This is a genomic window from Methylocystis sp. NC52PC, assembly GCF_055698645.1.
This window is the reverse complement of record NZ_CP170127.1, coordinates 3,886,225-3,912,500: the sequence shown is the minus strand read 5'-3', so window position 1 is coordinate 3,912,500 and position 26,276 is coordinate 3,886,225. Positions and strand designations below refer to the sequence as shown.

23 protein-coding genes, 1 tRNA gene, 2 rRNA genes and 1 riboswitch (1 of these 27 running past the window's edge) are annotated in these 26,276 nt (G+C 65.8%); of the genes, 13 read left to right on the top strand and 13 right to left on the bottom strand.

Going from position 1 to position 26,276, the window contains the following annotated elements; all coding sequences use genetic code 11:
* From ACETII_RS21265 to ACETII_RS21255, 3 genes are all read left to right on the top strand, one after another.
* Positions 1–2,536: ribosomal RNA gene (locus ACETII_RS21265) — 23S ribosomal RNA — on the top strand; it begins 404 nt to the left of the window's first position.
* Between the two features lie 140 nt (positions 2,537–2,676).
* Positions 2,677–2,792 (top strand): 5S ribosomal RNA (gene rrf, locus ACETII_RS21260).
* A 76-nt stretch (positions 2,793–2,868) separates the two neighbouring features.
* Positions 2,869–2,945: transfer RNA gene (locus tag ACETII_RS21255), tRNA-Met, on the top strand.
* A gap of 215 nt (positions 2,946–3,160) precedes the next feature.
* Here ACETII_RS21255 and ACETII_RS21250 read toward each other — a convergent pair.
* From ACETII_RS21250 to ACETII_RS21195, 12 genes are read right to left on the bottom strand one after another with little or no spacing between them, the layout of a single operon-like run.
* The gene (locus ACETII_RS21250) at positions 3,161–4,462 is read right to left on the bottom strand and encodes a cobyrinate a,c-diamide synthase (RefSeq protein WP_472786866.1); all 1,302 of its coding nucleotides are present in this window, start codon (positions 4,460–4,462) and stop codon (positions 3,161–3,163) included.
* Complete coding sequence (gene cobM / locus ACETII_RS21245; RefSeq protein WP_472786865.1) at positions 4,459–5,223, bottom strand: precorrin-4 C(11)-methyltransferase; 765 nt, start codon at positions 5,221–5,223, stop codon at positions 4,459–4,461. The genes ACETII_RS21250 and cobM overlap by 4 nt, the downstream gene beginning before the upstream one ends.
* Positions 5,220–5,615 carry a cobalamin biosynthesis protein gene (locus ACETII_RS21240; RefSeq protein WP_472786864.1) on the bottom strand — a complete coding sequence of 132 codons (396 nt, stop codon included), beginning with the start codon at positions 5,613–5,615 and terminating at the stop codon, positions 5,220–5,222. The genes cobM and ACETII_RS21240 overlap by 4 nt, the downstream gene beginning before the upstream one ends.
* The gene (gene cbiE / locus ACETII_RS21235) at positions 5,612–6,814 is read right to left on the bottom strand and encodes a precorrin-6y C5,15-methyltransferase (decarboxylating) subunit CbiE (RefSeq protein ID WP_472788200.1); all 1,203 of its coding nucleotides are present in this window, start codon (positions 6,812–6,814) and stop codon (positions 5,612–5,614) included. Before cbiE ends, ACETII_RS21240 begins: the two co-directional genes overlap by 4 nt.
* A gap of 1 nt (position 6,815) precedes the next feature.
* Positions 6,816–7,568, bottom strand: a complete 753-nt coding sequence (gene cobJ, locus ACETII_RS21230) for a precorrin-3B C(17)-methyltransferase (RefSeq protein WP_472786863.1) — start codon at positions 7,566–7,568, stop codon at positions 6,816–6,818.
* On the bottom strand, positions 7,565–8,329 hold the full coding sequence (locus tag ACETII_RS21225; RefSeq protein WP_472786862.1) for a precorrin-2 C(20)-methyltransferase: 765 nt from the start codon (positions 8,327–8,329) through the stop codon (positions 7,565–7,567). The genes cobJ and ACETII_RS21225 overlap by 4 nt, the downstream gene beginning before the upstream one ends.
* On the bottom strand, positions 8,326–8,958 hold the full coding sequence (locus ACETII_RS21220) for a precorrin-8X methylmutase (protein WP_472786861.1): 633 nt from the start codon (positions 8,956–8,958) through the stop codon (positions 8,326–8,328). The genes ACETII_RS21225 and ACETII_RS21220 overlap by 4 nt, the downstream gene beginning before the upstream one ends.
* Positions 8,943–10,253: a precorrin-3B synthase gene (cobG, locus tag ACETII_RS21215; RefSeq protein WP_472786860.1), complete on the bottom strand. Its 1,311-nt coding sequence runs from the start codon at positions 10,251–10,253 to the stop codon at positions 8,943–8,945. Before cobG ends, ACETII_RS21220 begins: the two co-directional genes overlap by 16 nt.
* Positions 10,237–13,551: a cobaltochelatase subunit CobN gene (gene cobN, locus ACETII_RS21210; protein WP_472786859.1), complete on the bottom strand. Its 3,315-nt coding sequence runs from the start codon at positions 13,549–13,551 to the stop codon at positions 10,237–10,239. Before cobN ends, cobG begins: the two co-directional genes overlap by 17 nt.
* A gap of 6 nt (positions 13,552–13,557) precedes the next feature.
* On the bottom strand, positions 13,558–14,592 hold the full coding sequence (gene cobW / locus ACETII_RS21205) for a cobalamin biosynthesis protein CobW (RefSeq protein WP_472786858.1): 1,035 nt from the start codon (positions 14,590–14,592) through the stop codon (positions 13,558–13,560).
* Positions 14,589–15,257 carry a CbtA family protein gene (locus ACETII_RS21200; RefSeq protein WP_472786857.1) on the bottom strand — a complete coding sequence of 223 codons (669 nt, stop codon included), beginning with the start codon at positions 15,255–15,257 and terminating at the stop codon, positions 14,589–14,591. The genes cobW and ACETII_RS21200 overlap by 4 nt, the downstream gene beginning before the upstream one ends.
* A gap of 19 nt (positions 15,258–15,276) precedes the next feature.
* Positions 15,277–15,459 carry a CbtB domain-containing protein gene (locus ACETII_RS21195; RefSeq protein ID WP_472786856.1) on the bottom strand — a complete coding sequence of 61 codons (183 nt, stop codon included), beginning with the start codon at positions 15,457–15,459 and terminating at the stop codon, positions 15,277–15,279.
* Positions 15,460–15,508: 49 nt separating this feature from the next.
* A riboswitch (cobalamin riboswitch) is annotated at positions 15,509–15,701 on the bottom strand.
* 35 nt (positions 15,702–15,736) lie between these two features.
* On the opposite strand from ACETII_RS21195, the gene cobO reads away from it, so the two are divergent.
* Positions 15,737–16,351 carry a cob(I)yrinic acid a,c-diamide adenosyltransferase gene (cobO, locus tag ACETII_RS21190; protein ID WP_472786855.1) on the top strand — a complete coding sequence of 205 codons (615 nt, stop codon included), beginning with the start codon at positions 15,737–15,739 and terminating at the stop codon, positions 16,349–16,351.
* 171 nt (positions 16,352–16,522) lie between these two features.
* Here the strand turns inward: cobO and ACETII_RS21185 are convergent, their stop codons facing one another.
* Positions 16,523–16,705: a hypothetical protein gene (locus ACETII_RS21185; protein ID WP_363349286.1), complete on the bottom strand. Its 183-nt coding sequence runs from the start codon at positions 16,703–16,705 to the stop codon at positions 16,523–16,525.
* A 419-nt stretch (positions 16,706–17,124) separates the two neighbouring features.
* Between ACETII_RS21185 and ACETII_RS21180 the strand changes: the two genes are divergently transcribed.
* The 9 genes from ACETII_RS21180 to ACETII_RS21140 all read left to right on the top strand — a co-directional run bounded on the left by ACETII_RS21180 (position 17,125) and on the right by ACETII_RS21140 (position 26,168).
* On the top strand, positions 17,125–18,144 hold the full coding sequence (locus ACETII_RS21180) for a 30S ribosomal protein S2 (protein ID WP_363349285.1): 1,020 nt from the start codon (positions 17,125–17,127) through the stop codon (positions 18,142–18,144).
* A gap of 133 nt (positions 18,145–18,277) precedes the next feature.
* The gene (gene tsf / locus ACETII_RS21175) at positions 18,278–19,204 is read left to right on the top strand and encodes a translation elongation factor Ts (protein WP_363349284.1); all 927 of its coding nucleotides are present in this window, start codon (positions 18,278–18,280) and stop codon (positions 19,202–19,204) included.
* Positions 19,205–19,599: 395 nt separating this feature from the next.
* The gene (locus tag ACETII_RS21170; RefSeq protein WP_363351165.1) at positions 19,600–20,493 is read left to right on the top strand and encodes an SDR family oxidoreductase; all 894 of its coding nucleotides are present in this window, start codon (positions 19,600–19,602) and stop codon (positions 20,491–20,493) included.
* Positions 20,494–20,574: 81 nt separating this feature from the next.
* Positions 20,575–21,300 carry a UMP kinase gene (gene pyrH / locus ACETII_RS21165; RefSeq protein WP_363349283.1) on the top strand — a complete coding sequence of 242 codons (726 nt, stop codon included), beginning with the start codon at positions 20,575–20,577 and terminating at the stop codon, positions 21,298–21,300.
* 154 nt (positions 21,301–21,454) lie between these two features.
* Positions 21,455–22,015 (top strand): ribosome recycling factor, encoded by a 561-nt coding sequence (gene frr / locus ACETII_RS21160; RefSeq protein WP_472786854.1) that lies wholly within the window; start codon positions 21,455–21,457, stop codon positions 22,013–22,015.
* Positions 22,016–22,093: 78 nt separating this feature from the next.
* Positions 22,094–22,870 carry an isoprenyl transferase gene (locus ACETII_RS21155; protein ID WP_363349281.1) on the top strand — a complete coding sequence of 259 codons (777 nt, stop codon included), beginning with the start codon at positions 22,094–22,096 and terminating at the stop codon, positions 22,868–22,870.
* Between the two features lie 14 nt (positions 22,871–22,884).
* On the top strand, positions 22,885–23,733 hold the full coding sequence (locus ACETII_RS21150; protein WP_472786853.1) for a phosphatidate cytidylyltransferase: 849 nt from the start codon (positions 22,885–22,887) through the stop codon (positions 23,731–23,733).
* Positions 23,734–23,740: 7 nt separating this feature from the next.
* Complete coding sequence (gene dxr / locus ACETII_RS21145; protein ID WP_472786852.1) at positions 23,741–24,973, top strand: 1-deoxy-D-xylulose-5-phosphate reductoisomerase; 1,233 nt, start codon at positions 23,741–23,743, stop codon at positions 24,971–24,973.
* A 55-nt stretch (positions 24,974–25,028) separates the two neighbouring features.
* Positions 25,029–26,168, top strand: a complete 1,140-nt coding sequence (locus tag ACETII_RS21140; protein ID WP_363351163.1) for a M50 family metallopeptidase — start codon at positions 25,029–25,031, stop codon at positions 26,166–26,168.
* Positions 26,169–26,276 lie beyond the last annotated feature (108 nt).

Below are 26,276 nucleotides of genomic sequence, written 5' to 3'. Positions count from 1 at the left end.
GAGGAAAGGACATCAACGAGACTCCGTTAGTAGTGGCGAGCGAACGCGGACCAGGCCAATGCTCATAGTCTTTTAACTCGAACCGACTGGAAAGTCGGGCCATAGTGGGTGACAGCCCCGTAGGGATTTCGAAGGCTATGGGATACGAGTAGGGCGGGACACGTGCAATCCTGTCTGAACATGGGGAGACCACTCTCCAAGCCTAAGTACTCCTCAGCGACCGATAGTGAACAAGTACCGTGAGGGAAAGGTGAAAAGCACCCCGACGAGGGGAGTGAAACAGTCCCTGAAACCGGATACCTACAAACAGTCGGAGCCCGCAAGGGTGACGGCGTACCTTTTGTATAATGGGTCAGCGACTTAAAGTAACGAGCAAGCTTAAGCCGGTAGGCGTAGGCGCAGCGAAAGCGAGTCTGAACAGGGCGTTCAGTTCGTTGCTTTAGACCCGAAACCGAGTGATCTAGCCATGAGCAGGTTGAAGGTGCGGTAACACGCACTGGAGGACCGAACCGGTGTCTGTTGAAATAGACTCGGATGACTTGTGGTTAGGGGTGAAAGGCCAACCAAACTCGGAAATAGCTGGTTCTCCGCGAAAGCTATTTAGGTAGCGCCTCGCATGTATTCTCCAGGGGGTAGAGCACTGGATGGGCTAGGGGGTCCCACAGACTTACCAAACCCAACCAAACTCCGAATACCTGGAAGAACTATGCGGGAGACACACGGTGGGTGCTAACGTCCATCGTGGAGAGGGAAACAACCCAGACCAACAGCTAAGGCCCCCAATTCGTGGCTAAGTGGGAAAGGATGTAAGAATCCCAAAACAACCAGGAGGTTGGCTTAGAAGCAGCCATCCTTTAAAGAAAGCGTAACAGCTCACTGGTCTAAATAAGGGTTCTCGCGCCGAAGATGTAACGGGGCTCAAGCCACGAGCCGAAGCTTTGGGTTCATCCGCAAGGATGAGCGGTAGCGGAGCGTTCCGTAAGCCGTTGAAGGAGTAGCCGTGAGGCGCTCTGGAGGTATCGGAAGTGCGAATGCTGACATGAGTAACGAGAAACACTGTGAAAGACAGTGTCGCCGAAAGTCCAAGGGTTCCTGCGTAAAGTTAATCTTCGCAGGGTTAGCCGGTCCCTAAGGCGAGGCCGAAAGGCGTAGTCGATGGGAATCACGTTAATATTCGTGAGCCAGTGGATGGTGACGCGTTGCGGAAGTCGTTCGAACTTACTGGATTGTTCGGGCGGCCTAGCGGCGCCAGGAAATAGCCTCCACATCAGACCGTACCCGAAACCGACACAGGTGGACTGGTAGAGCATACCAAGGCGCTTGAGAGAATGACGTTGAAGGAACTCGGCAATTTACCTCCGTAACTTCGGGATAAGGAGGCCTTCGGTTTGGGCAACCAGATCGGAGGGGCACAGACCAGGGGGTGGCAACTGTTTAACAAAAACACAGGGCTCTGCGAAATCGCAAGATGACGTATAGGGTCTGACGCCTGCCCGGTGCCGGAAGGTTAAGAGGAGAGGTGCAAGCCTTGAATTGAAGCCCCGGTAAACGGCGGCCGTAAATATAACGGTCCTAAGGTAGCGAAATTCCTTGTCGGGTAAGTTCCGACCTGCACGAATGGCGTAATGACTTCCCCGCTGTCTCCAACGTCAGCTCAGTGAAATTGAATTCCCCGTGAAGATGCGGGGTTCCTGCGGTCAGACGGAAAGACCCCGTGCACCTTTACTGTAACTTTGCATTGGCATTCGTGTCGGCATGTGTAGGATAGGTGGTAGGCTTTGAAGCATGGGCGCCAGCTCGTGTGGAGCCACCCTTGAAATACCACCCTTATCGTCATGGATGTCTAACCGCGCTCCGTCATCCGGGGCCGGGACAATGCATGGTAGGCAGTTTGACTGGGGCGGTCGCCTCCCAAAGAGTAACGGAGGCGCGCGATGGTGGGCTCAGAGCGGTCGGAAATCGCTCGTCGAGTGCAATGGCATAAGCCTGCCTGACTGCGAGACAGACAAGTCGAGCAGAGACGAAAGTCGGTCATAGTGATCCGGTGGTCCCTCGTGGAAGGGCCATCGCTCAACGGATAAAAGGTACGCCGGGGATAACAGGCTGATAACCCCCAAGAGTCCATATCGACGGGGTTGTTTGGCACCTCGATGTCGGCTCATCACATCCTGGGGCTGGAGAAGGTCCCAAGGGTTCGGCTGTTCGCCGATTAAAGTGGTACGTGAGCTGGGTTCAGAACGTCGTGAGACAGTTCGGTCCCTATCTGCCGTGGGTGTAGGAGAATTGAGAGGATTTGTCCCTAGTACGAGAGGACCGGGATGAACATACCTCTGGTGGACCTGTTGTGGCGCCAGCCGCAGTGCAGGGTAGCTATGTATGGACGGGATAACCGCTGAATGCATCTAAGCGGGAAACCCACCTCAAAACGAGTTCTCCCTCGAGAGCCGTGGAAGACGACCACGTTGATAGGCCGGGTGTGGAAGCGCGGCGACGCGCGTAGCTTACCGGTACTAATAGCTCGATTGAGCTTGATCGCTCTCATTTATCAACGCCCATCACAATCCTTGCGCATACGTTCATCCGAAAACCGCTACGCACTTTTCGGACGTATGCGTCAGGGCCGAGATAGAAAGACAAGCGCCAAAAGCGCCCATTTGCTTCGATGTGTTTCGCCGGCCTGGTGGCCTTCGGCGAAGCGATCAGACCCGATCCCATCCCGAACTCGGCCGTCAAACGCTTCAGCGCCAATGGTACTATGTCTCAAGACCTGGGAGAGTAGGTCGTCGCCAGGCCTGCCAAACACATCAACCTTCCTCTTCCGATCACACACATAGCGCCGCCCAAAAGCGGCGCTTTTTAGCGTCTCGGCGCGGGGTGGAGCAGCCCGGTAGCTCGTCAGGCTCATAACCTGAAGGTCGCAGGTTCAAATCCTGCCCCCGCATCCAAGACGTCCTAATCCCCAATAAATCTGAAGCCAAGCGCGAGCCAGGAGCAGCCCTTCAGGCATGCGATTGCATTGCAGCAATTTTTTCTTGACACTTGTGCGATGCAGCATTATGAATATGGTTACGCAGCGAGATTGGTCTCGCTCCGTAGCCCTCCTTGGGCGTTTCCTCCCTTGACTTGGGCCGCTGGTCTTCCGGCGGCCCCTTTTTTTGTCTTACGCAATGAGGTGGAAGAAGGAGCCCGAAACGGCGCCGGTCCGCAGGCCCTCGGTTTTGTCTGTTTCGCCATACGCGTCCCTGGCCAGAACGAAGGGCTCGCCCGATTGTCTCACGACTGTGGCGTAGTGAAATTCGTGGCCCCGGAAGCTCGCGCCCTTTTTTCCCAGGAAGTGGTCGGCGGCGAGTTTGGCCTGCCGGTAACCGAGATGCAGCTTGCGCGTGGCGAAACTGGTCTCGAGATCCAGGAGGCCCGCCATCTCATGGGCCGCGCCCTTGGCGTCGATCAGGGAGCGGCCGAGAACCATGAACCCCCCGCATTCCCCATGTATCGGCCGCGTCTTGGCGAAATGACGGAGGCCCGAGAGGAAGTTGCGGGATTGCGCCAGCCGCCCCGCGTGAAGTTCCGGATATCCGCCGGGCAGCCAGCAGAGATCGCAATCCGGGGGCGGCGCTTCGTCAGCCAGCGGCGAGAAGGGAAGAAGTTCAGCGCCAGCCGCGCGCCAGCCCCGCGCGTGATGGGGGTAGAAGAAGGAGAAGGCGTCGTCGCGGGCGACGGCGATTCGTTGCGCCGGGGGCTTTATCGCAAAAGCGGGCGCGGGCGAGACGCGGCCGGCGCGGGCAGCTTGCGCGATTCCCTCGATGTCGAGACGCCTCTCGACGAAATCCGCAAGCGCATTCAGCCGTCCGTCGAGGCCCTCAGTCTCATTGGCCTGTACAAGGCCGAGATGCCGCTCGAGGAGACGGACCGTTTCGTCCCGGGGCAGCGCGCCGAAAAACGGCAAGCCCAACGCCGCGACCGCGTCGGCGACGAGCCGAAGATGGCGCTCGCTGCCAACGCGATTGGCGACGACGCCCGCAATCGTCAGCCGCGGATCGTGGGACGCGAGGCCGCGAATGACGGCCGCCGCCGTCTGCGCCTGTCCGGAAACGTCCTGCGCGAGCAGCACGGGCCAGCCCAGCAGGGCGGCGATATCGGCGCTCGCGCCGACTCCCGCCGCGCCGCCCGGCGCCCCGTCGAACAGCCCCATCGCGCCTTCGGCGATGATGATGTCGGCGTCGGCGCTGGCAAGCTCGGCCAATGCGGCGATCGCGCCGGGGGCCATGGCCCAGGAATCGAGGTTGAGGCTGTCGCGCCCGGTCGCGGCGGCGTGGAAGGCGGGGTCGATATAGTCGGGGCCGCATTTGACGGCGCTGACGCGCAGGCCGCGCCGCGCCAACGCCCGCATGAGCCCGAGCGCCAGCGTCGTCTTGCCGGAGCTCGACCGCGCCGCTGCGACGAGCAGGCCAGGCGCCGTCACCGCTCTCCTCGCGGCCGGAAGCGCCGATCGTAGCTCGCATCATAGAGCGCGCTTTCGCGGAAATCTTCCGCGCCGAGAGAGGGGCCGACAAGGATCAGCGCCGTACGCTCCATCGGCGCCGGTGCGGCGAGCGTCTCGATGTCGGCGAGCGTGCCGCGCACGATCGTCTCATCCGGCCAGGAGGCGCGATAGACGAGGGCCACGGGGCATTCGGGGCCGTAGAAGGGCGTCAGCTCTTCGACGACGCGCGCCAGCACATGGATGGAGAGATGGATCGCGAGCGTCGCGCCCGACTGGGCGAAGATCGGGAGCGTTTCCCGCTCAGGCATGGCGGAGGCGCGCCCCGAGGTGCGCGTCAGGACGAGCGACTGCGCGACCTCGGGCAGGGTGAGCTCGCGTTGCAGCGCGGCGGCGGCGGCGGCGAAGGCGGGGACGCCCGGCGTCATCGTATAGGGAATGCCGAGGGCGCGCAGGCGGCGGGTCTGTTCGCCGACTGCGCTCCAGATGGAAAGGTCGCCCGAATGCAGGCGGGCGACGTCGAGGCCCTTCTCATCGGCGGCCTGCATTTCGATCAGGATGTCGTCGAGCGATAGCGGCGCCGTGTCGACGATGCGCGCGTTTGGCGGACAATGCGCGAGGACCCCTGCCGGTACGAGAGAGCCGGCGTAAAGACACACGGGGCAGCGCGCAATGAGATCGCGGCCGCGCAGCGTCAGGAGATCGGGCGCGCCGGGGCCGGCGCCGATGAAATGTACGGTCATTCTGATTCCTCTGCGCCGATCGCCAGCGCGCAGGCCACGTAAGGCGTCGCAACGCGGGGCGCGAGCAATCGGCTTCCGGGTCCCGCGCCCACGAGCGCGGCGGCTTCGGCGACGCTGCCCACGCCGAACATGGCCTGCACGCGCGGCGAGTGAGTCGGGGCCGCGCCCTTTCGCGCCCTGAGCGCTTCAAGCGGCAGGAAAAGAAGTTTGACACCGAGCGTCTCCGCCGCTTGGCGCAGCCCGGCTTCGTCGGCCTTGCTTTCGAGCGTGAACAGCGTCAGCGACGAGAGCGGCGCGCCATGGCGGGAAGCGACCTCGCGCACGAGATCCACGACGGCTTCCGCCGCCACGCCTCGGCGGGCGCCAATGCCGGCGGCGTAACGTGCGCTCACGCTTTCACTCCGCGCCATTGCAGCACCGCCATGGCGGGATCGAGCGCGTGAAAGCGCCCGACCGGGCGGGCGCGCGAGATTTGCAGATGTGTGAGGTCGCCGCCTTTTTCTTCGAAGGCTTGCGTCAGCAGCGTCTGCGTTTCGAGCGTGACCGCGTTGGCGACGATGCGGCCATGAGCGGGCAGCGCGCGCCAGGCCGCCTCCAGCGTTTCGGCATTCGCGCCGCCGCCGATGAAAATGGCGTCAGGGGCTTGCAGATCAAGCAACGCCTGAGGCGCTGCGCCCGTGACGATTTCAAGATCGGGAGTTCCGAGCGCGAGGGCGTTTCGCGCAATGCGCGCCGCGCGCAGCGCATCACGCTCGATGGCGACGGCGCGATTGCTGGGATCGCTCAGCATCCACTCGATCGAGATCGAGCCCGAGCCCGCGCCGACGTCCCATAAGGTTTCACCCTTGCGCGGCGCGAGCGCCGAGAGCGTAACGGCGCGAATTTCACGCTTGGTAAGCTGGCCATCATTTTCGAACCAGTCGTCGGGCAGGCCGGGCGCGCGCGGGATGATGCGCGCGCTTGGATCAGCGACGATCTCGATCGCGACTGTGTTGAGCGCGGCGACGTCGTCAAGACAAAACGCGTCAGCGCGCGTCTCGTGGATGCGTTCTTTCGGGCCGCCGAGGCGTTCGAGCACGATCAGCCGCGACGCGCCCATGCCGTTTGCGGTGAGGCGTTGGGCGATACGCGCCGGCGTCGTCTCGTCCCATGAGAGCGCAAGGAGGCGCGCGCGCGGCTGCAAATGCGGCGTGAGACGCTCGAAGGCGCGCCCATGCAGGGACAGCAAAGCGCAATCCTGCTGACTCCAACCGAGCCGCGCGGCGGCGAGCGAAAAAGCGGAGGGCGATGGGATGACGAACATCTCCTCGCGCGACACATGCCGGCTGATGAGATCGCCGACGCCGTAGAAGAAGGGATCGCCCGAGGCGAGCACGACCGTCGGGCTGCCGCGCTCGGCCAGAAGGCGCGGCAGGGCGTCCGTGAGCGGAGAGGGCCAGCTCAGCTTTTCCGCCGCCGCGTCGCCTATGAGCGCAAGATGTCTTGCGCCGCCGATGATCAGCCTCGCATTGGCGATGAGCGCGCGCGCGGCAGGCGGCAGCGACTCGATCCCTGCTTCGCCGATGCCGATGATGGAGAGCCATTTCTCCATTCTAGAGCGCCTTCCGCGAACTATAGACCCAATCGCGGGCCCCGCGGCGCGCAATGCGACGCGTGCCGCTTGCGCCGATGACGACGAGCGTCGCCATGTCGACCTGCGCAGGGTCGACGCCGTCGAGTTGCGTCAGGATGATTTCTTCCTTTTCCCGGCCCACGGATTTGGCGAGGCCAACGAAAGTCTCGCCGGGAAGAAAGCGCCGAAGCAGCGCAAAAGCGTCGGCGATGCGCGTCGGGCGGGCGCGGGAAGCCGGATTGTATAAAGCGATGACGAAATCGCCGCGCGCGGCATGTTCCAACCGCTTCTCGATCACATCCCAGGGTTTGAGATTATCCGAAAGCGATATCGCGCAGAAGTCGTGCCCGAGCGGCGCGCCGAGCCGCGCTGCCGCGGCCTGCATGGCGGAGACGCCGGGGAGCACGCGGATGTCGAGATCGCGCCATTCCTGCGGGCCGTGATCGACCGCTTCGAAAACGGCCGCCGCCATGGCGAAGACGCCCGGATCCCCGCCCGACACGACGGCGACGATGCGCCCGCCCTGTGCGCGCGTCAGCGCCTCGCGCGCGCGGTCGAGCTCGACGCGATTGTCGCTTGCGAGCCGCGTCTGGCCTTCACGCAGGGGCACGCGGTCGACATAAGGTTCGTAGCCGATAATGTCCTGCGCCTCGACGAGCGCTTCGCGCGCTTCGAGGGTCAGCCAGCGTTCATCCGCCGGGCCGAGGCCCACGATGTAAAGACGGCCGCTCACGGACGACGGCCCTGTCCCGGCACCAGCGCCATGGAGAAATAGGGCGCCGCGTCGTCCTGCTTCTCACTCATCGGCATGATCTTCTCGCCGGCCATCGCGCCCCGCTCAACATAGACCGCCCGCGCCAACACGCCGGCGCGCTGCATGGCGCGGCGGAGTTTTGCGAAATTGCCGCCGAGTTTCATCACCACGGCGGCGTCGGTGCCGGCGAGACGCGCGGCGAGCGTGTCTTCGTCGAGCGTCGCGGGCAGAACAGTGAGAATGTCGTCTCCCCATGTCATGGGCTGGCGCGCCGCCGCGAAGCAGCCCGACATGCCGGAAACGCCGGCGCAGATCTCGACGCGGAAGCGCGGCTCGAGCCGCGTGAACATATGCATGAAGGAGCCGTAGAACAGCGGATCGCCTTCGCACAGCAGCGTGACGTCCAGTCCCTGTTCGAGATGGGCGCTGATGCGCGCGGCGCTTTCCTCGTAAAACCCCGCGAGCGCGGCGACATAGGCCGGATCGTCGAACGGGATTTCAGTCGTGACGGGATAAAGAAGCGGCAGTTCTTCGCGAACCTTCGGAAAGTAGCGCTCTGCAATGCCGCGCGCGTGGCTCGCGCGGCCGCGCTTGGCGAAATAGGCGATGATCTTGGCTTCGCCGATGAGGCGCGCCGCCTTGACGGTCACGAGTTCGGGGTCGCCGGGACCAAGCCCGACGCCGATCAGCGCGCCGAGCGTCACGGCGCGCTCCTGCGATCTTGCCGGCAGAGCGTTCATTCCTTCTCGCTCGCCAGCGCGTTGATGGCCGCCGCAGCCATGGCGCTGCCGCCTTTGCGGCCCTTGACGATCGCGTAAGGCACGCGCCCGTCGGCGGCGAGCGCCTCTTTCGATTCCGCGGCGCCGACGAAGCCCACTGGCATGCCGATCACCGCCGCGGGACGCGCGGCGCCTTCGTCGAGCATTTCGAGCAGGCGAAACAGCGCCGTCGGCGCATTGCCGATCGCAACGACGGCGCCGTCGAGTCGATTGCGCCACAGCTCCATGGCGGCGGCGCTGCGCGTATTGCCGAGCTCGGCGGCGATCGTTGCGACATCGGGCTCGGCCAGCGTGCAGACAACCGGATTTTGCGCCGGCAGTCGCGCGCGCGTGACGCCATGGGCAACCATATTGGCGTCGCAAAGAATGGGCGCGCCACGGCGAAGGGCGGCTTTGGCGTCTGCAACGAAGGTCGGCGAAAATTCGATGTCGTCGGCGAGCTCGACCATGCCGCAGGCGTGGATCATGCGCACGGCGACTTTTTCCTGCTCTTGCGTAAAACGCGCGAGATTGGCCTCGCTGCGAATGATTGCGAAGGAGCGCTCGTAGATCGCCGCGCCGTCGCGGATGTAGGTCAGGGCGTCGGACATAGCTTTTCCTTTGTGCGCGCGGCGAGCGCGCTTTCCACGGCGTCGATCGTCAGCCCCTTCAGATGCGCAGCGTCGCCGGCGCCGCCGTTTTCGACAAGGTCGAATAGGCCGTTGCTGGCGACGAGCGTGACGGGCGCGCTTTTCGGCCGTGCGCAGCCTTTGGCGCAGCCGGAAAGATGGAGCCCGACGCCATCCGTCCCTGCAAGCTTTTGCGCGAGTGGCGCAAGGCGCGCAAGATGCGCGCGCGTCTCGCCCTGCGCCTGCGGACATTCCGGCGCGCCGGGGCAGGCGACGACGGCGAGCCGCGGGTCATCCGACGAGACGATGAGGCCCCGCGCGGCGGCCTCGGCGACGATGCGCTGCGCCGCTTCGCGCGTCTCCGTTGGAATAAGAAAGGCGCGCCAGGGCGTGAGGCGGAGCTCCGAAGAACCGTGTTCTCGCGCCAGCGCCGCGAGGCGCAAAAGCTCCGCCGCCGTCCAGCGGCCGAACGGCGCGGCGACGCCCGCATAGCAGACGCTGGTTCCGACGGCGCCGAGAAAGGCGGCCGGCGCCGCTTGCCTGGGTCGCACGTAAGCTTCGGCTATTATCTCCGCCTTATTCATCACAGCGTCCACGCCGAGGCGGGCGACGAGGCGGCGCATGCGGCGCAGCTCGAACGCGCCATCGCGCAGCCCTACAAAAGCCCGGGCGAGGCTGAGCGCGGCGGGAACGGCTTCGGCCGGATCGAGAACGGCGGCGCGATCGTCGCCGCCGGCCAGGCTGACGGCGACTCTGTCTCTTTGCGCCGCCTCGATGCGGATGTCCGCTTCCACGTCGTCCAGCGGCGGCGGACCGCCGTCGTCGATGGCAAAGAGGAATTTCGGCGGGAGCGCGCGCAGCGACGCATCCGCCTGCAGCCCTTGCGCCAGCTCGGTCGCGAGCGCATTGGCGTCGAAGGCGCCCACGCCGAGGCCGGCGAGCGGAGAGGCGACAATATTCGTCACGCGTTCAGCGTCAGCGTCGGGCGCGAGCAGGCCGGCGGCGTCGAGACGCTGCAGCGCATCGCCGAGCGTGGCCTCGCTCACGCCGCGCAGCTGCAATTGCGCGCGTTGCGACAGGTCGACGAGGCCATTGCCGCAAGCGGATGCGATCGCGGCCAGCGCCTCAACTTGCGCAGAGGCGATGCGCGAGCCGACGATTTTGGCGCGCATGAGCAAGCCGTCGTTGCTCTGCATCGGGGCGTACGCGCCCGGACACCAGCCTTTCACTTCTGGGGCGCCGGGGCGGCAGCCCTTGGCTTCAGGCGCGCTCGGCATCGGCGCCCCCGATATCGGCGAGCGCGTCCCGCACGCTGTTGCGGCGCGTGCGCCAAAGTTGACGCGCCAGCGCATCACTGAATACGCGCGCAATCGCTTCCAGCGCGCGCGGGTTCTCTTGGCAAAGAAAATCGCGCACCTTGTCGTCGCCGAGCGTGGCTGAGAATGCGAGCTCGAATTGCGCGTCGCTGACAAGCCCGCTCGTCGCCGCGAAGGCGTAAAGATTGTCGATCGCCTCGGCGATCTCGCCGCCGCCGCGATGGCCGTGACGCATCTGGCCGTCGAGCCAGCGTGGATTCGCAAGCCGCATGCGCAGCGCGCGCGCGATCTCGTCCTGCAGCGGCCTTGCGCGCAAGGCGTCGGGCCGCGTCGCGTCGAGATGCACCAGAGCGGCGTCGCCGCCGAGCAGCCTGTTCGCCGCGGCGAAACCGCCTTCGTAATCGACGAAGGCGGGGCCGGTCAGCACGTCGACTTCGGCCATATCCTGCACATGCACATGCGCGTCGGCGCGCGCGACTTGCGCGCTGAACGCGTCTCGCGCCGGCGCGCTTTCGCCATTGCGGTCGAGCGCGTGGCCGCCAGCGGAGAGAAAAGCGTTTGCGAGATCATCCCGCGACCTCCAGTCGCTTCGCACGACCTTGTCGCTCACGCCGAGGCCGTAGCTTCCCTGCGCCGCGCCGAAAATGCGGGCAAGGTCGGACCCTTCTTTCAACGGATTGAAGTCTGCGTCTTCATCCAGCGCGGCGACGGCGCGCACGGCGTCGTCGAAGAGCGCGATGAGGCCGGGAAACATGTCGCGGAACAGGCCGGAGACATGCAGCGTGACGTCGACGCGCGGAAAGTCGAGCTTGGCCTGCGGCAGAATCTCGAAGCCGATGACGCGCGCGCTGGCGTCGTCCCAGCGCGGCGCGACGCCCATCAGCGCCAGCGCCTGCGCGAAATCCTCGCCACCCGTGCGAATGGCGGCGCTGCCCCAGAGATCGAGCATGATCGCGCGCGGGAACTCGCCATGAGTCTGCGCATGGTTCGTCATAACTTCCCGAGCGGCGCGGCGGCCGATGTCATAAGCCGTCTGCGTCGGCGCATGGCGCGGGTCGATGCAATAGAGATTGCGGCCCGTGGGCATGACGTCGGCGCGGCCGCGCGAGGGCGCGCCGGCGGGTCCGGGCTCCACGAAGCGCCCTGCGAGCGCCGCGATCAAGGCGTTGCGCTCGGACGCGGCGCAGGCGTTGCGCGCCGGGTCATCGTCGGCGCGCCCGAAGACATGCAGCCCGTCGCCAATGCGCAGCTCCTTGAGGTCGCACATCCAGGCGTCGAGGCGCGCCAGCGTCTCCGCAAGGTCAGTCTCGCGCGTTGCGCCGCATTCTTCCGCGAGTCCGCTGCGCTCGGCTTCGTCGATGATGGCCTCAGCAATCAGCTTCGCGCGCCGGGGGTCGAGCGACGCCGCAGCCGCATATTCGTCGAGCAGCGTCTCGATTCGCTGCGCCTTGTCGTAGAGTTCGGCTTGCACGAGCGGCGGCGTCAAATGGCCGATGACGACGGCGCTCGTGCGTCGCTTCGCCTGCGCGGCTTCGCCCGGGTCGTTGACAATGAAGGGGTAGATGAGCGGCGTCGGCCCCAAGACGGCCTCGGGCGCGCAGTCCGGCGACAACATCACCGATTTGCCGGGCAGCCACTCCAGCGTGCCGTGCGCGCCGAGATGAATGAGCGCGTCCATCCGACGAACATGACGCAGCCAGAGATAGAAGGCGACATAGGCATGGCGCGGCGGGCGCTGCATGTCATGATAGGTTTCGTAACGCTCCGCGCGCGCGCCGCGGTCCGGCTGCAGGACGACGACGAGATTGCCGGCTGTAAGGCAGGAGAAGCGAAAGGCGCCGTCTTCAATAGCCGGATCGTCTTGCGGCGCGCCCCATGTTTCATTGACGCCGGCGACAAAATTATCGGGGAGGGTCGTGAGCAGGCGCGTGTAATCGACGAGCGGAAAGTCGACGCTTTCCGCGCCTTCTTCCAGCGCGCGGATCAGTCGAGCAGGCGAATGGGAAGCGGGTTCGTTTGTGTTGCGCAGGGAGGCGTCGACCGAATAACCGGCGTGGTCTAACGCAGCCACAATCTCCGCAACGCTCGCCTCGGCGTCCAATCCGATCGCATAGCCGCCTCGTCCACGGCGCGCGGGGTAATCCGAAAGGATCAGCGCGACGCTTTTCTCACCGTTCGGCTTGCGGCGCAGGCGCGCCCAATTCGCCGCGAGATCGGCGACGAAAGCGATGCGCGAATGCTCCGGCGCGTGGCGCGGCTCGTCGAGTTCGGCGGCGCCGCGCGCGGCTGTCTCCTTGAAGGAGATGGCGCGCGTGAAGATGCGGCCGTCGACTTCCGGCAAGACGACGTTCATCGCGAGATCGGCGCCATTGGCCCCACGCGCGGAGGCCGCCCAGGCGGCCCGCGTCGAGGTCGCCAAGGCGACCTGCAAGACCGGCGCGTCGGCGCGATCGAGCACGCAACCGCCGTCACGCCGCGCGGAGAAAGCGGTGGCGTTGACGATAACGTCGGGCGCAAAACGATCGAGCGATTGCGCGACGAAAGCCTCGCTTTGGCTTTCCTTGAGGCTCGCCACATAAAGCGCGTCGACGGCAAAGCCGCGGGCGCTTAACGCCTCGGCCAGCGCCTCGATGGGCGCGACATCGTCCGCGAGATAGAGCGAACGGTAGAACACGATCGTCGCGCGCGGCGCGTCGCCCGCGGCGCTGAAACAGGCGGCGTCGAAGCGGCCCGCGCTGGATACAGGCGCGCTTTCACGCCAGGCGGCCGGACGTCCCGCGAGAGTCGATGCGTAGGCGAGGAACGAACGCAGATTGTCTCGCCCCCCGTCCTGGAAGAAGCGCCAGATGCGATGCAGCGCCGCCGCGTCGAGCGTCGACGCCTGCGCAAGCCGCATGTCGGCGACCGTATCGCCCGGCACGACTGCGAGCGCCACGTCATGGGCGCGGGCGAGCGCCGCGACCTGCTCGACGCCATAGGCCCAATAATCCTTGCCGCCCAAGAGCCGCACGACGATGAGCTTCGCATGACGCGCGACGGTGTCGAGATAGAGATCGACGGAATAGGGATGCGTCAGCTGCGCGAGCTGGGCGCAGCGCAGGCTCGCAAGCCTCTCGCGCGCCTCGTCATGCAGGCGGGCGACGAGGCGCAGCTCCGAGTCGGAGAAAGACAGAAAGACAATGTCGCCCGGCGTTTGCTTGAGATCCGTCGCCGCGCCGGCGTCGTCGAGGCTATGAAGATCGCGCGGAAGGAGATGCATGGCGCGTCACGGCTGGGCCAGCGCGGCGGCGATGGCGTCGCGATCGAGACCTTTCTGGCCGATCACCACGAGCCGGCTCGCGCGCTCTTCGCCCGGATTCCAGGCGCGATCGAAATGGTGCTGGATGCGCGCGCCGACGCCCTGCACGAGCAGCCGCATCGGCTTGCCGGCGACCTCGACAAAGCCCTTGATGCGCAGCACGTCGTGGGCGCGCGCGACGTCTGCGAGTTTCGCAACGAGAGCCGCCGCGTCGGACGCGGCGGGCAGGCTCACGACGAAGCTGTCGAAGTCGTCGTGATCGTGATCGGGCTCGGCGTCGTGATGCGAGGGGCGATTGTCGAGATCATTTTCCGCCGCCGCCGCAAGTCCGAGCAGCACGAGCGGATCGACCCTGCCTTCGTGCGCGCGCACGAGTTTCACCGCCGCGCGCGCGCCCGACGTGAGACGCGCGGCCACCTCGCGCGCTTCATCTTCGTCGAGCAGATCGGTCTTGTTGAGGATGACGAGATCGGCGCAGGCGAGCTGATCCTCAAACACCTCTTCGAGCGGATTGTCGTGGTCGATCGTCTCGATCGCGGCGCGTTCCTCGGCGATCGCGTCAAGATCGTCGGCGAAGCGGCCTTCCGCAACCGCCTTGCCGTCAATGACGGCGATTACGCCGTCGACGGTCAACCTGGAGCGGATCGCCGGCCAGTCGAAGGCCTTAACCAGCGGCTTGGGCAAAGCGAGGCCGGACGTCTCGATGATAATGTGATCGGGCCGCTTTTCATGCGCGAGCAGCGCTTCGATGGCCGGCACGAAATCGTCCGCCACCGTGCAGCACAGGCAGCCATTGGCGAGTTCGACGATATTTTCGTCGGGGCAATTCTCGACGCCGCAGGCGCGCAGAATGTCGCCGTCGACGCCGACGTCGCCGAATTCATTGATGACGAGGGCGAGACGACGGTCGCGGGCGTTCTCCAGCACGTGACGGATCAGCGTGGTCTTGCCGGCGCCCAGAAAGCCGGTGACGATGGTCGCTGGGATTTTCTGCGCGCTCATGCCGCCTCCGTTTCATCGCGTGACGAGAGCCGCCAGACGAGGCCGGCGAGCGCGCCGGCGAGCACCCAGCATGTCGCCTGCACTGCGAGCGACGCGGCGGCGAAACGCGCGGCGAGTTCAGCCGGAACCGTGCTTTCGGGCGCCGCCGGCGTCGGCCAGAAAAAATGCGGGGCGACGAGCATCGCGACGCCGAGCGCTCGGGCGAGGACGGAGTCTCCCCGTAAAAGCGCATAAAGGCCCGACGCCGTCGAAACGGCCGTGGCGAACCACCAAAGCTGACGGCCCACAAGATCGGTCTCCGCCGCGCCGGGAAGCTGCGGCGCGAGGCCGAGGCTGGTGGCGAGGCCAGTGGCTGCGAAAGCGCAGGCGCCCCACAGCGCGGCGCGGCGCGGTCCGATCCCGTCGCCCGACGCCAGCATGCCGGCGAGCAGGATCAGCGCATAGCCGATGCAGACGGCGACGGTTGCAACGCTCGTCGCCGCGGTGCGCCGCAGGCCCTCGAAAGCGGGCGCCGACTGTTCGGCGGCGTCATGCGCATGCTGCGCCGCCTCATAGACCTCGGCGGCGAGGATGAGGGGAGTGGTGGTGACATGCTGCAGGGCCGCGACAGCGAGTCCCGCAACAACGCCGGCGACGAGGCCGGCCGCCAGAAGGCGCGCGATCACGGGTCGCGTGGCGCGGCGATCAGTGACACGGGAAAGAGAGCGCGTGGCGCGAATCATGCGCCGCGTCGTGAACGCTCTCGGTATTGGCGAAGCCGGCGCCGTAGACGAGGCCGACGCCAAGCACAAAGGCGACGAAGGCGGCTTTGAGAACTTCCGCGCGCGAGGTTGCAAGCGAGCGGACGGCGGCGGTGTTGGTCGTCATGCGACGTCTCCCTGCCGCCCCACCGGCGGCGAAATGTTGCGACAGGCGATGAAGCATCGCCGCGACGGCAGGTCTCCTGGCTTCCGGTGCATCATCCGCGCCGCCTTCCCAAGCCTCTCGCTCAGTGGCCGATGGCGCAGCCTTCCCGGTTACAGTTGCGGGGGCAGCCGCGGTTTTGGGGCGTGCCCGCACCGCGTTCCCTGTTCGCCTTCTTGCGAAGGACCGTCGCGACCAGTCATATGCGTTGGTTCTAGAGACGTCAAATGAGGAGTCCGGCTTGACCGAAGAGGAAAACGACGCCGCGCGCCGTCATCGCGCCAAGATGGAAAAGCGCAAGGCCGTGCAGGACGCCGAGGTCGCCGGCAAGACCATCGCGCAACGGGGCCTGCTCATGGTCCACACCGGACCAGGCAAGGGAAAATCGACTGCGGCCTTTGGTCTTGCCTTACGGGCGCTCGGCCACGGCTGGAAAGTAGGCGTCGTGCAGTTCGGCAAGGGTCAGTGGCGCAGCGGCGAGCGCGAGATGCTCGAAAAGCTCGGCCCGGTGTCCTGGCATACGCTGGGCGAGGGCTTCACCTGGGAGACGCAGGACCGCGCTCGCGACGAAGCGGCCGCGCGCCGCGCCTGGGACAAGGCCTGCGAATTGATGGATGACCCCGGCGTCCGCCTGCTGGTGCTCGACGAGCTGAATATTTCGCTGCGCTACGACCATCTCCCGCTCGAAGAGGTTCTCTCCCGACTCGGGTCGCGACGCGCCGACCTTCATGTCGTCGTCACAGGAAGAAACGCCAAGCCGGAACTGATCGCCGCCGCCGACCTGGTGACGGAAATGACGCTGGTGAAACATCATTTCTCGGCGGGCGTGAAGGCTCAGGCGGGGATCGAGTTCTAGTCCGACAGGCGCGTCTGCATGGCGTCGCGCCGCTCAAAAAAAAAGGAGGCCGACGCTCGAGCTTGTCGAGACCGTCGGCTCCCATTTGCTCGACCACATAAAGAATATGGCCGACCCTGCAAAGACGAGACCGGGAGCGAAGCCCCCGGCAAGTCCATGGCAGGGGTATGATTACTGAACCATGCGAACGGTGCGGCCGACGCCCGGATCGGTGCCGTTGCCCGTACCGTTGGTGCCCTCGGGGGAGATCCAGTCCGGAACCCACGTGAGAGCGACGATGACGAAGCCGACGAAAGCGGCAACCCAGATCAGCATCTTGCCAATGTCGCCGGAGTTGTGAACGTTGACGGCCATGCGTTTTCCCCCTGTTGTTTTTTTACCAGAATGCTTGCCGCATCGAGGTAACCCTAGCTCGATTCAAAACGCTTGGCAATGCGCCTGTAAAACCGGTTTTTAAGGGTTCAAAATTGCCATATAAGCCAATAAATTCATGGCATTAGACTGCGACAACAGGTCGCGGAGGAAATAATTTTTGCGTCGCAAAATTTAAAGTTTTCGCCCTCACGGGTCCTTTCCCGGCGGGCTGCTCGGGCGCGCGCGGGGGTCGGCGCGCAACCGGCGCGACGAGGCTATTGCTCCTTGGCTGCGCTTCGCCTATAAGCGCGCGCATCCCACAGGCGAAAGTCTCACGGCGTCTGATCCAAGACGTCGTTTCCGGTGGTCGGATTTCCGGCCCGTCCAAGCTTTCGCCGAGGCTCAACCGGAGAAAAAACATGGCGATTCCCGATTTTTCCATGCGCGGCCTTCTCGAGGCGGGCGCTCATTTCGGCCACCAGGCGCATCGCTGGAACCCGAAGATGGCCCCTTATATCTTCGGCGCGCGCAACAACATCCACATCATCGACCTCGCCCAGACGGTGCCGCTGCTGCATCAGGCGCTGAAGGTCGTCTCCGACACGGTGGCCAAGGGCGGCCGCGTGCTCTTCGTCGGCACCAAGCGCCAGGCGCAGGACCAGATCGCCGACGCCGCCAAGCGCAGCGCGCAATATTACATCAATTCCCGCTGGCTCGGCGGCACGCTGACCAACTGGAAGACGATTTCCGGCTCTATCAACCGTCTTCGCAAGCTCGACGACCAGCTCTCGGCCGGCGCCCAGGGCGTCACGAAGAAGGAACGCCTGCTGCTGACGCGCGAGCGCGAGAAGCTCGAAAAGGCGCTGGGCGGCATCAAGGACATGGGCGGCACGCCCGACCTGATCTTCGTCATCGACACCAACAAGGAGCAGCTCGCGATCAAGGAGGCCAACCGCCTCAAGATCCCGGTCGTGGCGATTCTCGACACCAACTGCGATCCCGACGGCGTGACCTTCCCGATCCCCGGCAATGACGACGCCGGCCGCGCCATTGCGCTTTACTGCGATCTCATCGCCAAGGCGGCGATCGACGGCATCTCCCGCAGCCAGGGCGCGCTGGGCGTCGACCTCGGCGAGGCCGAGGCGCCGGAAGCCGAGCCCGCGGTCGCCGACAGCGCTGGCGCCGGCGCGGCTTATGAGTCGACGGAAGCCTTCGAGCTTCTCGCCGCCCCGCGCGGCGCGCCCGACGATCTCGCCAAGCTGAATGGCGTCGGTCCGCAGCTCGTCAAGAAGCTCAATGACGCCGGCGTCTTCCATTACTGGCAGATCGCCGCGATGACGCCCGCCGACGTCGAGAAGGTCGACGCCGATCTCAAGCTCAACGGCCGCATCTCCCGCGACGGCTGGGTCGATCAGGCGCGCGCGCTTTTGTCCGCGTAACGCGGACCGTCATTTTTTGGCTTTACCCCGGGCGCCGGCTCTTTCCTGAGCCGGCGCCCGTCGCAATAAACGCCCCAGAGAGCCGGGAAGCCGCCCGCATGCTTCCAACCGGCGAAACAGAAGGATTTCAACCATGGCCACGATCACCGCCGCCCTCGTCAAGGAACTGCGCGAGAGCACTGGCGCCGGCATGATGGATTGCAAGGCCGCGCTCACCGCGACCGAAGGCGAATTCGAGGCTGCGGTCGACTGGCTGCGCAAGAAGGGTCTCTCCAAGGCCGCCAAGAAGGCCGATCGCGTCGCCGCCGAAGGCCTGGTCGCCGCGCTGACCGGGGACAAGACCGGCGTCGTCGTCGAGGTGAACTCCGAGACCGACTTCGTGTCGCGCAACGCCGACTTCCAGACGCTCGTCAAGAACATCGCCGAAGTCGCGCTCAAGAGCGGCAAGGCTGACGCCGCGGACCTCGGCGCGCAGGCCTATCCGGGCGGCGGCACGGTCGCCGAGAACGTCACCAGCGCCGTCGCCACCATTGGCGAGAATCTCACGCTGCGCCGCGCGGCCGCGCTCACGGTCGGCGACGGCGTCGTCGGCCGCTATGTGCACGGCCAGGTCGTCGACGGCCAGGGCAAGATCGCCGTCATCGTCGCGCTGGAGTCGACGGGCGACAAGGAAGTCCTCGCCAAGCTCGCCCGCGAGATCGCGATGCATGTCGCCTCGGCCAATCCGCAGGCGATGGACGCGTCGGGCCTCGACCCGGCCGTGGTCGAGCGCGAGGCCAATCTGCTGCGGGAGAAGAACGCCGGCAAGCCGGAGAACGTGCTGGCCAAGATCGTCGAGTCGGGCGTGAAGACCTTCGCCAAGGAAGTCTGCCTGCTCGATCAGGTCTCCAACCACCCGGAGCACAACGGCAAGACCGTCGCGCAGGCGGTGAAGGAGCTCGAGGGCAAGGCCGGCGCGCCGATCGCCATCAAGGGCTTCATCCGCTACGCGCTCGGCGAGGGCATCGAGAAGCAGACGAGCGACTTCGCGGCGGAAGTGGCCGCGGCGGCGAAGGGCTAAGGCCCCGCGGGCAGGCCGGGGCGCTCACGCCTCGGCCGCGTCAAGAACCAGGCATTCATGCCCCTCATGCTTCGAGACGCCGCCTTCGGCGGCTCCTCGGCAGGAGGGGCTTTTCATTTTTGCGGCGCTCACTGAGGCCTTATCCAGCCGCGCGCGCCGCGCGCGTGCGAAGGACGAGGCCGCCTCGCGATCAGAAACTGAGCGGGCGGGCATTCCCTTCGTTTCCGCCGGGACCGCGGCCGAGCATCCTGAAACAATCCCGATTCCCCCGCGTTTCGCCCGACTGGCGGGGCGCCGGGAGGGTTGCGATGCCTGCGCATGAACATCCAATCGAAGAAACCATCCGGGAGAATGTGTCGGTCAACGGCATCGAGAGCGAGCCGGTCGCGCCGGGCATGACGCAGGGCGATGGTCTGCGCGATCCGCGCGAGCTTTATCCCAAGCCGCCCTTCGACAAGCAGCCGCAGCCCTGGCCGGGCCTTGCCTGCAAGATGCGTCCGCGCCCCGATCACGGCGAGATGAGCTATCGCGGCTCGGACCGGCTCGCCGGCCGCCGGGCGTTGATCACCGGCGGCGACTCGGGGATCGGGCGCGCCGCGGCGATCGCCTTCGCCCGCGAGGGAGCGGACGTCGCCATTAATTACCTGCCCGAGGAGGAGGAGGACGCGCGCGAGGTCGTGGAGCTCATAAATGACGCCGGCTGCAAGGCGGCGGCCCTTCCCGGCGACATACGCGACGAGACCTTCTGTAAGCGCCTGGTCGAGGACGCCGTGGCCGAGTTCGGCGGGCTCGACCTTCTCGTCAACAACGCCGCGCGCCAGCATGTGCACGAGTCCATCCTCGAAATCACCACGGAAGACCTCGACTGGACCTTCCGCACCAACCTCTACGCGCTGTTCTGGATCACCAAGGCCGCGATCCCGCACATGCCGCCCGGCTCGACCATCATCAACACGACCTCGATCACCGCCTACCAGCCCTCGCAGCATCTGCTCGATTATGCGGTGACCAAGGCCGGCATCCTGAATTTCACCTGGGGTCTCGCCAAGCAGCTCGCCTCGAAGGGCATTCGCGTCAACGCCGTCGCGCCCGGCCCGTTCTGGACGCCGCTGCAGCCGTCGGGCGGACAGACGCAGGAGCATCTGACCGAATTCGGCGGCGACACGCCGCTCGGCCGCCCCGGCCAGCCGGCGGAAATCGCGCCGCTTTACGTGCTGCTGGCGTCGGCGGAATCGAGTTACGCAACCGGCCAGGTCTTCGGCGCGACGGGCGGCGAGACCGGACCGTGAGCGCTGCTCACGCACTTGCGAAGGCGGCGCTCGGTTCGTATGTAAAGCGCGCCCCGCCCGAGCAAGACAGCGAGATCCGCCATGCCCGACTACGCTTCGAAGCGATACAAACGCGTGGTCGTGAAGCTTTCGGGGGAGGCGCTTCAGGGCTCCTCTCCCCATGGGCTGGACGCCGTTACGCTGGAACAGATCGCCAGGGATCTCGCCACCGCCTCGGAGAACGGGCACGAGATCGCGGTCGTCGTCGGGGGCGGCAATTTCTTCCGTGGAATCAAAGGCGCGGAAACCGGAATCGAGCGCGCGCGCGCCGATTCGATCGGCATGCTCGCGACGGTCATGAACGGTCTTGCGCTGGAGCAGGCCGTGGAAGGGCAGGGGCGTCCGGCGCGTTGCCTCTCGGCGGTGCCCATGCCCTCGTTGTGCGAATCGTTCTCGCGCCGCGCCGCGCTGCACCATCTCGCCAAGGGCCGGGTCGTGATCGCGGCGGGCGGCACCGGCAATCCCTTCTTCACGACCGACACGGGCGCCGTGCTGCGCGCGGCGGAGCTTTCCGCCGATGCGGTGCTGAAGGCGACCCAGGTCGACGGGGTCTATACGGCCGATCCCAAACGCGACCCTTCAGCGCGACGTTACGATCGCTTGACCCACGACGAGGCCATCGCGCAAAATCTCGCGGTGATGGACACGGCGGCTTTCGCGCTGGCGCGGGACAACCGGATTCCGATCATTGTTTTTTCCATTGGGGAGCCCGGGGCTATCGCCTCGGTTCTATCCGGGGGCGGGCGATCCACCCTCGTCGCGCCATAGGGCCAGGACGCTTTCCACGCGCGTCGGTTCTAAAAACATGCCATAAGGGGCCCTTGCTTCGCGCATCCCGGCCTCCCGCGGGCTCGGGTCGCAAAAAAAGACCGCCCCCGTGCGCGTTGCGTCGCCGGGAGCGTAAGACAGGTTTGGGGAGATCATGACGGATAAATTCGACCTCGCGGATTTGAAGCGCCGCATGCAGGGCGCCATCGCGACGCTGAAACACGAATTCGGCGGCCTGCGCACGGGTCGCGCCTCGGCGAGCCTGCTCGACCCGGTCCATGTCGACGCTTACGGCCAGGTTTCTCCCCTCAACCAGGTCGCCACCGTCAGCGTCCCGGAGCCGCGCATGATCTCGGTGCAGGTGTGGGACAAGGCGCTGGTCATCGCCGTCGACAAGGCGATTCGCGAGGCCAATTTGGGTCTTCAGCCGACCGTCGAGGGCCAGATCTTGCGTATCCGCATGCCGGAGCTCAACGAGCAGCGCCGCAAGGAACTGGTCAAGGTCGCCCATAAATACGCCGAGGAGGCCCGCGTCGCCGTGCGTCACGTGCGTCGCGACGGTCTCGATATCCTCAAGAAGCTCCTGAAGGATCACGCCATCCCGGAGGATGACGAGAAGCGGCACGAGACTGAAGTGCAGAAGGCGACGGACGAGGCGGTGAAGGAGATCGACGCCGCGCTGGCGACGAAGGAAAAGGAAATCATGCAGGTCTGAGCGGCGGCTCGGACTTGGGACCATTGGGGTCAAGCCTGGGTCTCTGTTAGGATTTCTCCGACGAACTGGAACGTGAGGATGGCGGAAGGCGAGATTCTCGACATGGCGGCGACGTCTCTCGGCGTTCCGGCGGCGCCGCGGCATGTCGCGCTGATCATGGACGGGAACGGCCGCTGGGCCGCCGCCCGCGGCCTGCCGCGCTTCGAGGGCCATCGACGCGGGGTCGAGGCGCTGCGGCGGGCGGTGCGCGCCGCGATCGATCTCGAGATTTCCTACCTGACCGTCTATTCCTTTTCGGCCGAAAACTGGTCGCGGCCGCGCGAGGAGGTGCAGAGCCTGCTCGGCCTGCTGCATCGCTTTATCCGCAACGATCTGGCGGAACTGCACGCAAACAACGTGCGCGTGCGGGTCATTGGCGCGCGCGACGATCTCGCGCCCGAGATCGCCGACCTCCTGAAGGAGGCCGAGCAGGTCACCGAGGCCAACACCGGCTTGACGCTCGTCGTCGCCTTTAACTATGGCGCGCGTCAGGAGATCGCCGCTGCGGCGCGAGCGCTCGCACAGATGGTGGCGGAGGGGCGTCTGTCGCCGCAGGAGATCGACGCCGACGCGATTTCCGCGCAGCTCGACACAGCCGACATCCCCGACCCCGACGTCATCATCCGCACCTCCGGCGAGCAGCGTCTGTCCAATTTCCTGCTCTGGCAGGCGGCTTACGCCGAATTCGTATTTCTGCCGATCCTCTGGCCGGACTTCGACCGCGCGGCCATGGTCGCGGCGCTCGAGGAATATGCGCATCGCGAGAGACGCTTCGGGCGGGTCGAGGCCCCGCGCAGCGCCAAGACCGCGTCATGAGGAGGCAAGCTTAAGTGAGCGCCACGCCGAATAGCGCGGGCGCTGGGAGCGGCGGCTTCGCTGATCTCGGCCCGCGCGTCCTGTCCGCCGTCGTGATGGTCGGGGCGGCGCTGCTGACGCTCTACCTGGGTGGAGACGTCTTCGCCCTCTTTTGGATTCTGGCGGGATTTGCGATCAACTGGGAATGGCAAGGCCTTGTCGGCGGCGACCGGCGGCGGTGGCGCGTCGCGGCGGGCGGCGCGGCGGTGGCGGCTGCCGCAGCCCTGGGGCAGACGGGCCTCGTCGGCGTCGCGGCGCTGACCATCGCCGTTTTTGCCGCCGTGGCGGCGAGTCTGGCGGGACCGGAGCGGCGGATCTGGGCGGCCGCGGGCGTCGCCTACGCCAGCGCCCCGATCTTCTCGGTCTGCTCGTTGAGGCAATCGCCCGACCATGGAATCCTCGCCATCGCCTTCCTCTTCGCCATTGTGTGGGGCACGGACATCTTTGCCTATTTCGGCGGCAGGTTGATCGGCGGGCCGAAGCTCTGGCCGCGCGTCTCCGCCGGGAAGACCTGGTCCGGCACGATTACGGGCGTTCTCAGCGGGGCGGCCTTAGGGCTCGCGACCGCCTATTTCGGCGGCGGCCCGGCGCTTGCAGGCGCAAAGACCTTTTTGGTCGCGCTGCTGGCGGCGGCCGTGTCGCAAATGGGGGACTTGTTCGAGTCTTCGGTCAAGCGCCGCTTCGGCGTGAAGGATTCGAGCCGGATCATTCCCGGCCATGGCGGCGTGATGGACCGTCTGGACGGCTTCATTTTCGCCTGCGTCCTGGCCGCGGCGATCGGCGTGGCGGGCGGCAATCCCAACCACAATCTGTTTTTCTGGTGACGAGAGCATGGGTTTGAACAAGGCAAAGGCGAACGGGCGCGCGCGGCCCCCGCGCCGCATCGTTCTTCTCGGCGCGACTGGATCGATCGGCCGGTCCACTGTGGATCTTCTGGAGCGCGATCCCGATCGCTTTTCGGTCTCCGCGGTGGCGGGCGGACGCGATGCGGCGGCGCTTGCGGACGTGGCGCGCCGCACCAAAGCGGAATTCGCGGCGATCCGCGACGAAAGCGCTTATGTGGCGCTCAAGGAGGCGCTGTCCGGCACGAATATTCAGGTCGCCGCGGGTCGCGACGCCGTGATCGAGGCGGCCGTCCGTGACGCCGATCTGGTAGTTTCCGCCATTGTCGGCGCGGCGGGCGTGGAGCCGACCCATGCGGCGATTTCGCTGGGGCGGGCGGTGGCGCTCGCAAACAAGGAATGTCTGGTTTGCGCGGGCGCCCCCTTCATGCGCACGGCGCGCCGCATGGGGGCGCATCTGCTGCCCGTGGACAGCGAGCATAATGCGATTTTCCAGGCCCTCGGCGGCGAGGACCCCGCCCGCATCGAGCGCATGATCGTCACGGCCTCCGGCGGCCCGTTCAGGACCTGGAGCAAGGAGCGCATCGCCGCCGCGACCGTCGACGAGGCGCTCAATCACCCCAATTGGGCGATGGGCCCCAAGGTGACGGTCGATTCGGCCGGGCTGATGAATAAAGGCCTGGAGCTCATTGAAGCGCATCATCTTTTTGGCGTGCCGGCCGAAAAGCTCGAAGTCGTGGTGCATCCGCAGTCGATCGTGCATGGCCTCGTCACCTTCTCCGACGGCTCCGTCACCGCCGGTCTGGCCCCGCCGGACATGCGCGTGCCGATCGCCCATTGCCTGGCTTTTCCCGAACGGCTGACGACGCCGGCGCGGCGGCTCGATTTCGCGCAGATCGGCTCGCTGACCTTCGAGGCCCCGGATTTCGAGCGCTTCCCGGCCTTGAAGCTGGCCCTCGACGCCCTGGGTCAGGGCGGGGGCCTCGCCACAGTCTTGAACGCGGCCAACGAAATCGCCGTCGCGGCGTTCCTCGATCGGCGCATCCCCTTCTCCGGCATCGCCAAACATGTGGCGGAGGCTTGTGAGGCGGCGCTTCGTGACGGCTATGCGCAGGAGCCGGCAAGCGTGGAAGAAGCGCTCGGCGTTGACCATATTGTCAGAGAAAGATCGCGGCGGGCCTTGGCCGTTGACACGCCATCGGGCATGTTAACCCTTCAGTAACCACGCTGCGGCCCGCGGCGTGAAGCGTTGGAGGCGACGAGTGCTAGACATGCTGATGACTTTTGCAACCTACGTCATCCCCTTCGTCTTCGTCCTGAGCATCGTCGTTTTCATCCACGAATTCGGCCATTTTATCGTCGGCCGCTGGTGCGGCGTGCAGGTCGACGCCTTCTCCATCGGCTTTGGGCCGGAGCTTTTCGCACGCGTCGACCGGCGCGGCACGCGCTGGCGCGTCGCCGCCATTCCCCTCGGCGGCTACGTCAAATTCCATGGCGACGCCAATGCCGCGAGCGGTCCCGACGCCGAGTCGGTCGAGGCCATGCCGGCGGCTGAGCGCGCAGTGACGTTCGCCGCGCAGCCTGTCTGGAAGCGTTCGGCGATCGTTTTCGCCGGGCCCTTCGCAAACTTCATTCTGGCGATCGTAATTTTCACCGGCATGTTCTCGATTTACGGCCGGATCACGCTCGCCCCCCGCGTCGGCTCGCTGGTGGCGGGCGGCGCCGGTGAGAGCGCTGGCTTCCAGACGGGCGATCTCGTGCTGTCGATCGACGGCGTCGCGATTCCGACATTCGCGAAGATGCAGGAAATCGTTGCGAGCTCCGCCGAGACGAAGCTGGTTTTCGTCGTGCGCCGGGGCGAGCGGGACGTGACGATCGAGGCCACGCCCGCGCTGAAGGACGTCGAGAGCGCGGCCGGGAAGGTTCGAATCGGCATGCTCGGCCTCAAGGCGTCGACCTCGCCGGCGGACATGCACGAGGAGCGCTACGGGCCGGTGGCGTCGGTCGGGGCGGCCGTGGACGAGACCTGGCAGATCGTCCGCCGCACGGGCGTTTACATCGGCGGCTTGATGACTGGGCGGGAGCGCGCGGATCAGCTTTCCGGCCCGATCGGCATTGCGCAGATTTCGGGCCATATGGCCCAGGCTGCGCCGAAGGTCGGGTTGGGGCCCTTCCTCAACCTGATCGCTATCCTGTCCGTCTCCATCGGCCTGTTGAACCTGTTGCCGGTTCCGCTGCTCGATGGCGGTCATCTGCTGTTTTTCGGCATCGAGGCGATTCGCGGCCGCGCGCTCAACGATCGCGCTCAGGAAGTGGCTTTCCGACTGGGCCTCGCCATGGTCGGCACGCTGATGATCTTCTCGACCTATAACGACATCGCGCGCTTGATCCAGCGCCTGGCCGGCGGCTCCTCCTAAGCCAGCGCCGTTGTCGGCGATTTTTGGCGAAACCGTGGCCGCCGCCACGGTTTTGTCGTTTTTCGCCGGAGGCGTCGCCGGCGATTAACGATCTGCTGACCATGAATC

Coding starts and splice junctions, on each gene's coding strand:
- cobM (WP_472786865.1), bottom strand. CDS start 5,223: ATGACCGTACATTTCATCGGCGCCGGCCCCGGCGCGCCCGATCTCCTG.
- cbiE (WP_472788200.1), bottom strand. CDS start 6,814: ATGGAGAAATGGCTCTCCATCATCGGCATCGGCGAAGCAGGGATCGAG.
- ACETII_RS21225 (WP_472786862.1), bottom strand. CDS start 8,329: ATGAACGCTCTGCCGGCAAGATCGCAGGAGCGCGCCGTGACGCTCGGC.
- ACETII_RS21220 (WP_472786861.1), bottom strand. CDS start 8,958: ATGTCCGACGCCCTGACCTACATCCGCGACGGCGCGGCGATCTACGAG.
- cobG (WP_472786860.1), bottom strand. CDS start 10,253: ATGCCGAGCGCGCCTGAAGCCAAGGGCTGCCGCCCCGGCGCCCCAGAA.
- cobN (WP_472786859.1), bottom strand. CDS start 13,551: ATGCATCTCCTTCCGCGCGATCTTCATAGCCTCGACGACGCCGGCGCG.
- cobW (WP_472786858.1), bottom strand. CDS start 14,592: ATGAGCGCGCAGAAAATCCCAGCGACCATCGTCACCGGCTTTCTGGGC.
- ACETII_RS21195 (WP_472786856.1), bottom strand. CDS start 15,459: ATGACGACCAACACCGCCGCCGTCCGCTCGCTTGCAACCTCGCGCGCG.
- ACETII_RS21185 (WP_363349286.1), bottom strand. CDS start 16,705: ATGGCCGTCAACGTTCACAACTCCGGCGACATTGGCAAGATGCTGATC.
- ACETII_RS21180 (WP_363349285.1), top strand. CDS start 17,125: ATGGCGATTCCCGATTTTTCCATGCGCGGCCTTCTCGAGGCGGGCGCT.
- tsf (WP_363349284.1), top strand. CDS start 18,278: ATGGCCACGATCACCGCCGCCCTCGTCAAGGAACTGCGCGAGAGCACT.
- ACETII_RS21170 (WP_363351165.1), top strand. CDS start 19,600: ATGACGCAGGGCGATGGTCTGCGCGATCCGCGCGAGCTTTATCCCAAG.
- pyrH (WP_363349283.1), top strand. CDS start 20,575: ATGCCCGACTACGCTTCGAAGCGATACAAACGCGTGGTCGTGAAGCTT.
- frr (WP_472786854.1), top strand. CDS start 21,455: ATGACGGATAAATTCGACCTCGCGGATTTGAAGCGCCGCATGCAGGGC.
- ACETII_RS21155 (WP_363349281.1), top strand. CDS start 22,094: ATGGCGGAAGGCGAGATTCTCGACATGGCGGCGACGTCTCTCGGCGTT.
- dxr (WP_472786852.1), top strand. CDS start 23,741: ATGGGTTTGAACAAGGCAAAGGCGAACGGGCGCGCGCGGCCCCCGCGC.
- ACETII_RS21140 (WP_363351163.1), top strand. CDS start 25,029: ATGACTTTTGCAACCTACGTCATCCCCTTCGTCTTCGTCCTGAGCATC.